The 11,838-nt window shown below is 46.2% G+C and carries 12 protein-coding genes; 4 read left to right on the top strand and 8 right to left on the bottom strand.

The genetic code is table 11. The features are described 5' to 3' along the window. Nucleotides 1-185: 185 nt before the first annotated feature. The gene (locus tag AAA942_RS15525) at nucleotides 186-1,274 is read right to left on the bottom strand and encodes a Fic family protein (protein WP_338221205.1); all 1,089 of its coding nucleotides are present in this window, start codon (nucleotides 1,272-1,274) and stop codon (nucleotides 186-188) included. Between the two features lie 438 nt (nucleotides 1,275-1,712). Here AAA942_RS15525 and AAA942_RS15520 point away from each other — a divergent pair, with 438 nt between their 5' ends. Continuing rightward, nucleotides 1,713-2,492 (top strand): prohibitin family protein, encoded by a 780-nt coding sequence (locus AAA942_RS15520; protein ID WP_338221204.1) that lies wholly within the window; start codon nucleotides 1,713-1,715, stop codon nucleotides 2,490-2,492. Between the two features lie 98 nt (nucleotides 2,493-2,590). Here the strand turns inward: AAA942_RS15520 and AAA942_RS15515 are convergent, their stop codons facing one another. From AAA942_RS15515 to AAA942_RS15500, 4 genes are all read right to left on the bottom strand, one after another. Beyond that, nucleotides 2,591-3,190 (bottom strand): aminotransferase class IV, encoded by a 600-nt coding sequence (locus AAA942_RS15515; RefSeq protein ID WP_338221203.1) that lies wholly within the window; start codon nucleotides 3,188-3,190, stop codon nucleotides 2,591-2,593. Beyond that, entirely contained in the window at nucleotides 3,174-4,142 is a 969-nt protein-coding gene (locus AAA942_RS15510; RefSeq protein WP_338221202.1) for an aminodeoxychorismate synthase component I, read from the bottom strand. The genes AAA942_RS15515 and AAA942_RS15510 overlap by 17 nt, the downstream gene beginning before the upstream one ends. Beyond that, nucleotides 4,139-4,714 carry an anthranilate synthase component II gene (locus tag AAA942_RS15505; RefSeq protein ID WP_338221201.1) on the bottom strand — a complete coding sequence of 192 codons (576 nt, stop codon included), beginning with the start codon at nucleotides 4,712-4,714 and terminating at the stop codon, nucleotides 4,139-4,141. The genes AAA942_RS15510 and AAA942_RS15505 overlap by 4 nt, the downstream gene beginning before the upstream one ends. A gap of 114 nt (nucleotides 4,715-4,828) precedes the next feature. Further along, a complete protein-coding gene (locus AAA942_RS15500) occupies nucleotides 4,829-5,974 on the bottom strand; it encodes an AAA family ATPase (RefSeq protein ID WP_338221200.1) in 1,146 nt (381 codons plus the stop codon). Between the two features lie 171 nt (nucleotides 5,975-6,145). Here AAA942_RS15500 and AAA942_RS15495 point away from each other — a divergent pair, with 171 nt between their 5' ends. Then, nucleotides 6,146-7,702, top strand: coding sequence for a sulfatase family protein (locus tag AAA942_RS15495; protein ID WP_338221199.1), 1,557 nt, complete (start codon nucleotides 6,146-6,148; stop codon nucleotides 7,700-7,702). Between the two features lie 47 nt (nucleotides 7,703-7,749). Here the strand turns inward: AAA942_RS15495 and AAA942_RS15490 are convergent, their stop codons facing one another. Beyond that, complete coding sequence (locus tag AAA942_RS15490) at nucleotides 7,750-8,385, bottom strand: GDSL-type esterase/lipase family protein (RefSeq protein ID WP_338221198.1); 636 nt, start codon at nucleotides 8,383-8,385, stop codon at nucleotides 7,750-7,752. A 149-nt stretch (nucleotides 8,386-8,534) separates the two neighbouring features. Here AAA942_RS15490 and AAA942_RS15485 point away from each other — a divergent pair, with 149 nt between their 5' ends. Continuing rightward, the gene (locus tag AAA942_RS15485; protein ID WP_338221197.1) at nucleotides 8,535-9,371 is read left to right on the top strand and encodes a hypothetical protein; all 837 of its coding nucleotides are present in this window, start codon (nucleotides 8,535-8,537) and stop codon (nucleotides 9,369-9,371) included. After that, nucleotides 9,368-9,964 carry a class I SAM-dependent methyltransferase gene (locus AAA942_RS15480; protein ID WP_338221196.1) on the top strand — a complete coding sequence of 199 codons (597 nt, stop codon included), beginning with the start codon at nucleotides 9,368-9,370 and terminating at the stop codon, nucleotides 9,962-9,964. The genes AAA942_RS15485 and AAA942_RS15480 overlap by 4 nt, the downstream gene beginning before the upstream one ends. Here AAA942_RS15480 and AAA942_RS15475 read toward each other — a convergent pair. Together AAA942_RS15475 and AAA942_RS15470 are read right to left on the bottom strand one after the other, a co-directional pair. Further along, on the bottom strand, nucleotides 9,933-10,349 hold the full coding sequence (locus tag AAA942_RS15475; RefSeq protein ID WP_338221195.1) for a DUF983 domain-containing protein: 417 nt from the start codon (nucleotides 10,347-10,349) through the stop codon (nucleotides 9,933-9,935). The two genes, AAA942_RS15480 and AAA942_RS15475, sit on opposite strands and share 32 nt — an antisense overlap. Next, nucleotides 10,346-11,698 (bottom strand): neutral/alkaline non-lysosomal ceramidase N-terminal domain-containing protein, encoded by a 1,353-nt coding sequence (locus tag AAA942_RS15470; RefSeq protein ID WP_338221194.1) that lies wholly within the window; start codon nucleotides 11,696-11,698, stop codon nucleotides 10,346-10,348. Before AAA942_RS15470 ends, AAA942_RS15475 begins: the two co-directional genes overlap by 4 nt. Nucleotides 11,699-11,838: the final 140 nt, after the last annotated feature.

The raw sequence follows: 11,838 nt of genomic DNA, 5'->3' as shown, positions 1-11,838 counted from the left end.
TGGAGGAGAACAAAAAGCTCTACGAACGACTGCTTGAGTCCGAACGCGAAAAAGTAGCACTTCTCAGCAAGCTAGTCGGAAGGTGATTTTTGAAGAAAAATTATATAAAGGATTTCTTATTCACACCGATTTTTAGCTTCAGGGTTACTGAGAAAGCATTAGGCTGCTTTGGATTTGGTTATGGATTATTCAAGCGAGCTGTTTTCAAGAATGTTCATTAAGGATGTGTTTAGATAGAGTTTTTCTTTCCCTACTTTTTTGGAAAATAAAAATCCCTCTGCTTCCAATTCGCTTAGGTAGTTGCCTACCGTCTTTGGAGTACCAAGGCCTGCATCGATTAAAAATTGTCGCTTGGTGTAGGGAAGACGGAAAATGATTTCTACCAGGTCTTTGGAATACACCCTAGGCAAGGTAACTCGAATTTGTTCAGCTGTGTATTCCATCAAATTGGAGACCTGTTCTAGTCTTTTTAGCCCATGATTGGCTGTTTTTTCGACCATTTCCAGCATATATATAATGAATCCCTCCCAATCCTCACTCTCGGTGACGGCTCTAAGGTGGCGGTAGTACTCACTTTTGTGCTGTATGATGTATTCGCTGAGATAGATTGCCGGTATAGCGAGTAGCCCGGTTTGTTTAAGGAAAAGTAACAGGAGGATTCTTCCTGTCCGTCCATTGCCGTCAGCAAATGGGTGGATCGCCTCAAATTGGTAATGCATCAACCCCATTTTGATCAGGGGGTCGAAGGAATCATCTTCGTTGATGAATTTCTCCCAGTTGGCTAGTTTTTCCCGAATTACTTCCTCACCACTTGGGGGAGTGTAGATCACTTCTCCAGCGGTATTTGACAAAGTTGTCCCAGGAGTTGTACGTATTCCAGAAGTATTTCCTTTGATGGTTTGGACCAGTTCGATACAAAGGTTGGTCGTAATGAAAGGCCTTGATTTCATCCGCTCTAAGCCCATCCATAGTGCTTCCTTGTATCTAAGAACCTCTTTCGTTTCCGGGCTTTCAAATTTTTTATCTGCAATTAGAGCTTGGTACAAGTCATCATTAGTGGTGATGATATTTTCGATGGCAGAACTTGCCTTAGCCTCCTGAAGATGTATCGTATCTAAAAAAAGTGTGGGATTGGGCAGGTTTCGAATAGCTCCGTTCAATTGAGCCAAGGCCCTACTAGCCGATATGGTTTTCAGTAAAATCGGTTTTGTTTCTAGTTCTGCCTTTGGCGGCAACAAGGGTAGATCGTTGTAGGGGATCGTTTTGTCGAACATGGTCGGTGATAGGGGTAGAATTTACTCGCGTAGAGTCAACGAGGGTAAAAATAATCATTTTTTACCCTCGTTCAATTATCAGAGGTAAAATTTACCCTCGTTTGATAGGTGGTCAATCCAAATTGAAGTTCTATTAGGTCTATATCCTACTTATCACGACAAAGCCGATTTGGATCAATCAACCATACTCTCCTTTGGGAAAAGAAAATTCACTAAGGGTCTGAGATGCATTCTGAGGAGTTGAGACGACATATGGTCAGAATAAGCTTTGGCTCTAAAAACCTACAGACTCCACTGTTTTAAGAAAAGGTTATCCTCAGTATTTCAAATCTTTATAGACTTAAATATTTCAAAATAATTTTGTTGACAGGCTTTGATTTCCCCAACCTTCCCTAGGAATTTTTTCGTTCAACTAGACAAATCAACTCCTGAAAATCTATGAGAACTATCACGTATTTGCTGGCAATTGTCTGCCTGGGATTGGCCTCTTGTACGGTCATCCGGCAGGGAGAAGTGGGTGTAAAAAGGAAGTATGGAAAGCTGAATCCAAATGTGTTTGATGCAGGCTTGGTCTCTTACAATCCCTTCTCTACCCGTGTACTCAAGGTACCCATCCGCACCACCAATCAGGAAGTAAGAATGAATCTGCCGAGTAAGGAAGGACTCACCGTAGAGTCGGAGATTTCCATCCTTTACAGCGTAGAAAAAGCCAAGGTGCCTTACATCCTGGAAGATGTAGGCCAGAATTTCTCCTCTGTACTCATTATGAATGTGTTTCGCTCTGCCGCAGCGGATGTCAGTGCCCAATATATGGCCAAGGACATGCACTCCGGCATGAGGAGTCAGATCGAGAAGCAAATCCAGGAAAAAATGCACGAGTCTCTCCGGTCTCGGGGGGTGGTCGTCGAGCGGGTCCTGATGAAAAGCATCAAACTCCCCGATGAACTCAGCCGGGCTATAGAGCGCAAGCTTGCTGCCGAACAGGAGGCCCAACAGATGGAATACATCCTCGATAGGGAGCGAAAGGAAGCCGAGCGAAGAAAAATCGAAGCCCAAGGTACCCGGGAAGCCCAAAAGATCCTCGCCGAAGGCTTGGTCAAAGAAATCATCGAACTTCGTAGCATCGAAGCCTTCCGTGAGTTGGCCAACTCCCCCAATGCCAAAATCATCATCACAGACGGCAAGGCTCCTTTGTTGATTAATCCTCAAAGAGATTGATTTTAAGGGGATTTTGAGCTTTTTACAAAGGCCTCGGTGGGAAACTGCCGGGGCCTTTGGTTTGTAAACGGGCTTAGGAAGTCTTTCCAGAAAGTAGGTTATAAAACCAAGTTTTCCATCCCTCGTGTCTCTTCCTCTTCAAACTCCCTCAAAGCATTTACCAGCCGGAATCCCTGCATCTTGGGAAGGTCGGAAAGGGTAAGTTCCCGAGGGACTATTTTCCCTTCTGCAATCAGTCGGGCACGGGCGGTACCTTCGAGCAGGGGCGTGGAGGGAGTCAGCCAATCCTTTCCGTCAAAAAAGACCACATTGCAGTACGAGGTATCCCGAATAGCCCCATGCTGCAGAATCAATACATCATCCGCATCTCCCCGCTGCAGCTTAAGTTGGTCGAGGGCACTTCGGTCCCTCCATTTCAGGGAATAATCAATCTCCGGGGCTTCAATTAGTCGAAGTCGGTATAAAGGGGCTGTTTGATAGGGTTCAATTTCCCCCTTGGTTTCTTTGGAATTATAGAGGATGCGAAGCCGGTTTTTGCCTTTTTGAAACTCCTCAGGGATACAGATGCCTTCCAAAAGGGAAAAGGAAGGAAGCCGACCGAATTCCCGGAAATAGGAATGCGCAAACCTCCGCTCATGCCACTCCGCATGCCGAATCTCTCCATCGAGCAGACATAGCGTCTCAAACAAAGGGTACATAGACTTTGGTTTGGAGTTCCTGATATTCCTCCTCGGCTTGACTTAGAGCGGTGATTCCCCCTCCGCTTCTAAAATAAAAGGCCCCGTCCCGCTTTTCCAAAAAGCGGATGGCCACGGCACTTCCCACCTTTTCCCCGTCGAAAATTCCAAAAACCCCACAATAGTACCCCCTTTCGTCCAATTCGGCGGCTCGGATGATTTCCACGGTTTTGGCCTTAGGTGCACCGGTGATTGATCCTGCGGGCAGTAGCCGAAGGAGAATTTCTCCGATATTTTCTTGCCAGTTTTCCGGCAGAGTACCCCTGATTTCCGAACTCGTCTGCACGATTTCCTTTCCTCCGGCAGGAATCCGTTCGGTATAGCGGTAGCGAACCACCCGGATTTTTTTGGCGACCATGGCCAGGTCATTGCGCAGCAAATCCACCACGGTATTGTGCTCCCATTCTTCCTTGGCATTGGCCAAAAGGACTTGTTCTGCATTCTCGATTTTCCCGTCGAGGGTTCCTTTCATTGGGAAAGTAGCGATTTCATTTCCCTCCATTTTCACAAAACCTTCGGGAGAAAATACGGCGAATCTGTCTTGGAAAAGCAGCTGATAAGGTGCTTTCCCTAGGTAAAAAAGCTCCTCAAGAGTCCGGTCGGTTTGGACTTGGGAGGGAAAAGTCAAATTGAGCAGATAGCTGTCTCCCTGAAGAATATGATGTTGAACCAGATTAAATCTGCGCTGATATTCTGAAAAGGAAATGGGGGAAAAGGCCCAATTTACCCCGGGGAGGGCTTTTTTTGGAGTGGCATTCCCTTGGTCCTTGAATCTGAAAAAGATTCCATTAGCCGCCGCTTCTTCCCAGAGAAAGGCCTGTGGATTTTTCCCTTCATAATCCAGAAGGAAGAAAAACGGGGTTTTGCTTTTTCCCCATGCCGAAGTCAGTCTGACAAATTCTTCCGGGCTCATGGACAAAGGGAGATAAAGTTGGACATCACTTGGGCCCCTTGTGGGGTCAAAAAGGACTCGGGGTGGAATTGGATTCCAAAGATGGGTTTTTCACGGTGGCGGATGGCCATAATTTCGTTTTCGGCAGATATCCCGATGATTTTTAGCACTTCGGGTAGCGTATCTTTTTCCAGCATCCAGGAATGGTACAGGCCCACTTCCAAAAGAGAAGGAAGTCCGGCAAAGAGCTCATCTGAAGGCTGCACTTCAATTGACTTCTTTCGTCCATGAATCACTTGGGGCAATTGGATTAGCCTAGCCCCAAAGTACTCCCCGATTCCCTGATGACCAAGGCAAACGCCAAGTAGCGGAATATTCTTTTCTGCACAGGCTTCGATGCAGGGGAAAAGACCCGGATGGTCCTTGGGCCTCATCGGTCCCGGGGAGAGAATGACTCCACGAATGTCCTCCAGCAAGGCAGGCTGCCAGGAAGAGGAAGAAATGATTTGTAAAGGAAAAGAGGTGACCTCAGTGATCAGTTCAGCCAAATTGTAGGTGAATGAATCCTGATGGTCCAAAAGTAGCAGGCCCACAGTCAGTCTATCGAGTTTTCGGAGGCAAAGGTAAGCTAAGGAGACTGATTTTTGGGGAGTTTTGGAGGCTTGGCTTTACATTTTCTGAAGAAAGGAATATCCTACTCAAGAGGTCTATCCGATCCCAAATTTAGTTTGGACCCATCGTTCAAAAAACACGTCATTGACTTCGTAGTAAGACTTACCCTCGGAATCGCTGTCCTGACTCACCAGTTCCTTGTCGATCAATGCCTGCAGGGATTTGAGCACGGTGGCTCCGCTTCCGAGCTGATGATCTTGGATGAAGTTTTTGGAAGTAGGGGAAAAGATCCTGCCTGTTCTGGAAATGGCCACGGCGAGTTTCCATTGCTGAGTACTCAGGAGGGTGCGGTAGTAGAGAAAGAAGGTTTCGCCTTCATCCAGGATTTTTTGGGCGCAGCTTTTCCAGTCTTCTTCGGTGTATTCTTTTTTGTCCAACTGAAAAACCCGGTTGCAGAGGGATTGGACGTAGTAGGTATGGCATTTGGTCCAGTCAAGCATCTGATCCACGAGCTCGGGTCGGAGAGTTTTGCCGTGCTTTTTGAAGATGTTGATGATAAAGTCCCGGTATTCCCCATGGTCAATGGGCTTGAGCAAAAAAGGATTGGCACTTCGGTAAAAGGGTCTGGAAGGATCAGAGAATAGCTCGCTAAGGATCGTTTGCTGACTTCCCGAAAATAGGAAAAACACGTTTTGAAGCTGCTGAATGGCCGCCCGAAGCCAAGCGTCTGTATTTTTTTCCGGATAGGAGTGAATCTGCTGAAACTCGTCGATGGCAATCACTACAGGCTTTTCCAACTTGGAAAGGAAATCCAGAATATCCATCACGGGTCTTTGTGCTTGGCTGATTTGGAAACTCACCTGAGGGATGCCATTGAGCTGATCGAAGGAGATGACGGGCCGGAGGGTTTTGACAAAGTCCCATATCCGCTTTCCCAAGGGGTCTTTTTCAGGAAAGTGTTGGAGCAAGGCTGTTCCCAAGGAATTGAGTAGCTGGGATTCATTTTCAGTGGGTAAGATATCCAAATAGACAAAGCCCCAAGTTTTGGGGAGAAAGTGCCTGATATGGTGAATCAGAGCTGTTTTTCCGAGTCTTCTTTTGCCTATTAATAGACAGGATTGTCCGTTTTGCAAAAGACCGACTATCTGTTCGGTTTCAGACTCCCGGTCACAAAAGTAATCCGGTCCATAGTATCCTGTGGTGGGAAATGGATTAAGAGGCTTTTGATAGCGTGCTTTCATCAATCGGATTCCTTGAATTAACCAAAAGTAATTAACAAAAGGTAATTAACAAAAAGTAAATTACTAAAGGTTAATTGACTAGTGGTATTGGAAACCGCCAATCGAATCCAAGTTCAGGCTGGAAAACCGGAGATAAATGGCTAGTTTACAGGATTGTCTTCGTAATGCTCCATGAAAAAACTGTCCCTTCTTTACCTCCTGCTTGCCCTTATTTTTTCCTGCACTGCCCCGCCCAAAAAGGAAAGCCCACCCAATATCATTTTCATTTTGGCGGATGATTTGGGCTATGGGGATTTGAAGGCCTTTCATCCGAATAGTAAAATTTCAACCCCACACCTTGACCGGCTGGCAGCAGAAGGGATGATATTTACCGATGCCCACACTACCTCGGCAGTTTGCACCCCATCGAGGTATGCCTTGCTTACCGGTCGATACAATTGGAGGACAAGCTTGAAAGAAGGCGTTCTGACCGGGGAATCTCAAGCGCTGATTCCCAAAGAAAGAACCACTGTAGCCTCAATGTTGAAATCCAAAGGCTATGAGACGGCCTTTATCGGGAAATGGCACTTGGGTATGAATTGGGGATTGAAGGTGGATTCGATCGAGCAGGTGGGGAAAGGCTATGCGGCCGACTTCAGTTTGGTGGATTTTTCAAAGCCTGTTAAAAACGGTCCGACTGTCTTGGGCTTTGACTACAGCTATGCCCTCCCAGCTTCCTTGGATATGGCCCCTTATGTGTATGTGGAAAATGACCAAGTCACTCAGATTCCCAACCGGGAGACCATAGACGAAGGAGAGTATTCCTGGTGGAGAAAAGGCCCCACTTCCCCGGATTTTATCCATGAGGAGGTGACCCCGAACTTCTTTAAACGGACCATCCAATACATTCAAAGTCAATCCGGGCAGGACAAGCCTTTTTTCCTCTATCTAGCATTGCCTTCTCCCCATACCCCCATTCTTCCCAAAGAGGAATGGCAGGGAAAAAGCGGTCTGCTGCCCTATGCTGACTTTGTGATGATGATTGATGACTACATCGGGCAGGTCAACCGGGCTTTGGCCGAGGCAGGATTGGAAGAAAATACGCTGTTGATTTTCAGCAGTGACAATGGCTGCGCACCTGCAGCTGGATTTACCCAATTGGTGGAGATGGGGCATTTGCCCAGCGCACAATTCAGAGGGCATAAGGCGGATATTTATGAAGGTGGGCATCGGGTGCCCTTTATCGCCAAATGGCCCAGGCAAATCCAAGCGGGCAGCAGTGCAGGGGAAACCGTTTCTTTGGTCGATTTTTTTGCCACAGCTGCGGAATTATCAGGCTATGAAGTGGGGGAAAATGAAGGAGAGGATAGCTATTCTCTGCTTCCTTTGTTGCTGGGGAATACTCCCTCCGGGGAGTTTCGTGAAGCCACCGTTTTCCACTCCGTAAACGGAACTTTTGCCATCCGGAAAGGAGACTGGAAACTGATCTTAGCTCCGGGTTCGGGAGGATGGAGCTATCCCAGACCCAATGACCCGGTTTCGAAGGATCTTCCGGAGCTTCAATTGTTCAATCTTGCCTCAGACCCTGGAGAAACCACCAATTTGGAGGCTGAACAAACCGAAAAAGTGGAAGAATTGAAGAGCCTGCTTGCAAAATACATTCAGCAGGGGAGAAGTACACCGGGCGCGCCACAAGCCAACGACCCTTTTGAGGGGGAATGGGGGCAGGTGTGGTTTATGGAAAAATAAAGGCAGGCGAAAATCGACTTCGCCTGCCAGTTTTTGAAAAAATCTTCTTACAGCTTAATCCTTCTCGCAATCACCTCAGCCATAATGGTTAGCCCTTCTTTGTTGGGATGTACACCGTCAGGAAGCAGCTCGGGTTTGTCCATCAAGGGAGTGTAAAGGTCAATCACCTCTGCTCCGGATTTTTGAACCACCTCAAATAGCATGAGTCTTTGCTCATTATTCGTTACTTCGGGGGTGATACCAAAATTGACTCGGGTCACCGGTACGGGGAAGATGACATAGACTTTTCCGTCCTTGGGCATGTGTTCTCTGAATTCTGAGATCATATCGAGGTAGTCTTTGACAAAGTCCTCCTTGTGGGCCCAATTCTGCGGTTTGGAGTCATTGGTGCCCAATTTGATCAAAACCACATCGGGTTGGAAGTCTTTTACTTCCTGAAACTGTGGCTCATTCCAATACGGATAATCTCCTTTTCTCAGCAGGGTTCGGCCACTTACGCCAAAATTTCTAACCTCATAGGCATCTCCGAGTAAAGCTCCAACCTGAAGGGGGTAGGAATCAGGATTGTCCCGCCCGGGACCTTGGGTGATGCTGTTTCCCACAAAAGCCACTTTGATGGGGCTTTGGGCAAAAGTGGATAGACTCAAAAGGAAGGCAAATAGGGGTAAGAATAGTTTTTTCATCGGTTTTTGGGTTGAGTTGCAGCCATGAATATACTTTTTCTGCCAATGAAAAACTCACAAATTCCACGAGTGAGGTTGGAGATTTGAGTTAAACTCCCCAAAGTGACCAAGGGAAGTTAAGATTTCAGAATTCCGCCTTATTTTCGGCTATGGCTTTTCTTCAATCGGTCTATCGTCTGATTTCCCGGCTTTCTTTGGATGTGGTAGCAGGTGCAGTATCTGGATTGCTGTTTTTTTCCCGGCTTTTTCATACGGATTTGGATCCCTTGGTCTATCAGCTTTTGGGTATGGCGGTATGGTGCATTTATACCCTGGACCACATCTTGGATGCCCGCAAGCTTACCTCTCCGGTAACTTCCCGTCATGCCTTTTATCAGCGATACGGGGGGATTTTATGGTTATTTGTAGTGCCCACAGTCCTATTTGGTCTTTCTCTGGCTTATCGGGTTTTAGGTTTGGGAAAGGAGCTCTATTTCAGTTTGGGTTTGGGGATAGCTATTCTCCTGACCATGCTTTTTCTGAGAAAGGCCGGGAAAGCAGCCGGCTTGATCAAGGAGTTGAGTACGGCAGTGTTTTATGTCTTGGGGATAGCCTGGATTCCACTACTTCGGCTGGAGGCGATTGACTGGACTTGGCAAAACCTGATTTTCATCCCCGCCTATATCGGGTTGGCCTTTTTGAACTTGTTGATGCTTTCATTTTTGGACCGAAAGGAGGATGCTGCGCAGGGATTTGCCTCTGCAGCTTTGACCGTCGAGCCCGGCAGATTGTTGGGCTGGATAAGAAAGCTGGCCTTTGCCCTCATTTTCCTCAGTTTGGCCGGATTTATTCTTTTGCCCTCCTTCTATAGACCCTATGCATGTTTGCTATTGCTGATGGCGCTCATTCACTACCTCAGTTTTTTCCATGCTGGTATATCTAACGAAGCCAAACGAGGTCGCATGGAGGCCGCATTTATGCTTCCGCTTTTGCTTTGGGCTTTATGAAAGACGCCTATCGATTACTGGCTCCATTTTACTCCCAAATTTCCAGATGGGTTTTTGGAGAAAATAGAAAAGAAGCAAATCGATATTTTTTAGAGAAACTTCCTTTTGACAAGGTCTTGATGATCGGGGGAGGGGATGGTTCTGACTATCAGTTTTTGAGTAAAAAACTATCAGGAGATTATTGGGAAAGATCCCAATCTATGTTGGCTTTGGCCAGTCGAAATTTAAAAGAAACCAGCTTGGACTTTCATTTGGGGCATTTTTCAGGGAATGGAAAATACGATCTGATTTGCCTTCCCTTTGTCCTGGACTCTTTCATGGATGAGGAATTGGAGGTTTTTCTTAAAAAAATTACCGTAAACCTAAAGGAAAATGGGAGGCTGGTTTTTAGCGATTTTTTTCCTCCTGTTGGTTTTAGACAAAAGGTAGTTCACGGGTTGATGATTGGTTTTCATCGTCTTTTTGCCGCTTACCGGAGAGAGGAAATTCCGGAATACTCCCGATTTTTTGAAAAGGCAGGCTGGCAACTTCTGGAGGAAAAATCCTGGAAAGAGGGCTGGATTAAGGTGCAGGTCTACGAGTTGGCCGATTGATTTTTCCCTGAAAAGGAACAAAAATCGTAATCCAAATGGATCGGCTAAGTCTGAAAAATACCGGCAAAAGAAGCAAAGCCGACATGCCGATCAAAAGTAAAAGCTCCAGAATTGAAAATTCCTCGACCAGGGTTGAATAGGCGACCCAAACCGCAATAAACAGCGCGGTATTCAAGGCATAGCTGATAAACATAGCACCAAAGTAAAACCCCGGTTCGGGTTCGAAAGACTGACTGCAGTTTTCACAGTTTTTCCTCATTTCAAAAAAACTGGAAGGCCTTCCCCAACGAATGGGCTGAAAAAGTTTCCCTTTACGGCATTTTGGACAATACATTCCAAAGAGGCTTTTCCAAAGCGAAGGAAATGAGGTGGAGTCGGTACTCATCGCACTTTCTTTATGGTATTTTGGATCAGCTGATCAAAGTAGTGTCCATTTCCCGGACCGTACCAGTTCATTTCCCGGACTTCATGAAAATGCTCATCGTACAACTCATCCGGAGTGATGTAGCCAATATAGCCTCCGTTGAAAACGGTAATCATCAGTTTGAGGCCATTTTCCTGGGCCAGTTTTTCCCATTCCTCATAGAACACACCTGAAATCTCTCCGCTGGAAGCAATCATCAGAATGTTGCCGATCAGAGTAATATCAAGATGGGCATTGGTATCACCGACGAGGTAGTCAAATAGCCAAGGACGGATTCTCAGGTTGTCGGAAATCCGAAGATGAGGTTCTCTGAGTTCTAGATTCAATCTTGAATATTTGATTAAAGGTTTTTTATTGGAAGCAAAGTTGGTCATCCTAAGCCAAATCACTGAATCCAGAGAGGCAGCATAGGATTGGACCAGTTCGGGAGTATTTCCCTTTGCCATCGGGCGATGACTTCCCACGGTTCCTGCAGCGTAGAGCGCGAATTCATAGTCCCGGCTTTCCAACCTTTGGGTCAAAAACTTAGGATAATCCCCGGACAGACCCATGAATTTGGAGCTCAGGCAAGTCGCATGTGCGGAGTAAGTAAAGAAAAGGGCTTTTTTTCCATCCTTCTTTTTGGTGAAAATCAACTGCCGGACAAAGGGATCGTAGGGTCCGTCTTTTATAAAGCGGTTGGACACATGGTCCGGTGCATTGGTTTTGCGGAAGGAAATAGATACTGTATCCTGAGTGCTGAGTGCAGTTTTTAGGGCCTGGACGGATTTTGCGACCATGCCTTCGACGATTTTCTCATCGTATCCACCGAAGGCCATTTCTCCCAAAGGGCCGGGCATATATCCACCCATTCCGGAGTGGGTGTGGGTAGCGGTGAAGATCAATTGATTAATGGGGATTCCTGCTTTTTGAACTCCTTCCTCTATTGCTTTGGCTAAAGCAGGATGCACGATGAGCAATTCGAAATTCAGCCAAGCCAGTTGGGTTTGGCCATTGCTGAGAGCAAGGGCTTTGACATAGCTGCTATCCTGGACAAATTCATAAGGCCCTCTCGGGGCATAGCCGACCAAATCCACCGGTCTTTCAGGAGTGACGTTCACTTTTGACCATCCAGAAAGCCAAACCTCACCTTGAGTTTCCATCCATGGGGTTTGATCCAATCTGTTGAGAGTTTCTTTGAAAAAATCCTGATCTGCAATCGGAGAACGGTCCACGGTAGTGATCAGAACAAATCCCAGCAACACCAAAAAAAGAAAAGCCCAAAGAAAGATCTTCAGGGCTTTGATAAATGTGGATAAGGACTTATTCATGAATAGGGACAAAAATGTTCAATGTTCAATGCTCAATGCTCAATGATCAATTTTCAATAACCAATGATTAATAACCAATAACCAATGATCAATAACCAATGATCAATAACCAATGATCAATTACCAATAACTTTTTCTAA

The organism is Algoriphagus sp. oki45 (assembly GCF_036245605.1).
In the GTDB taxonomy this organism is placed as follows: Bacteria; Bacteroidota; Bacteroidia; order Cytophagales; family Cyclobacteriaceae; genus Algoriphagus.
The sequence above is the reverse complement of the archived record's forward strand: the minus strand, read 5'-3'. Positions and strand labels throughout refer to the sequence as shown.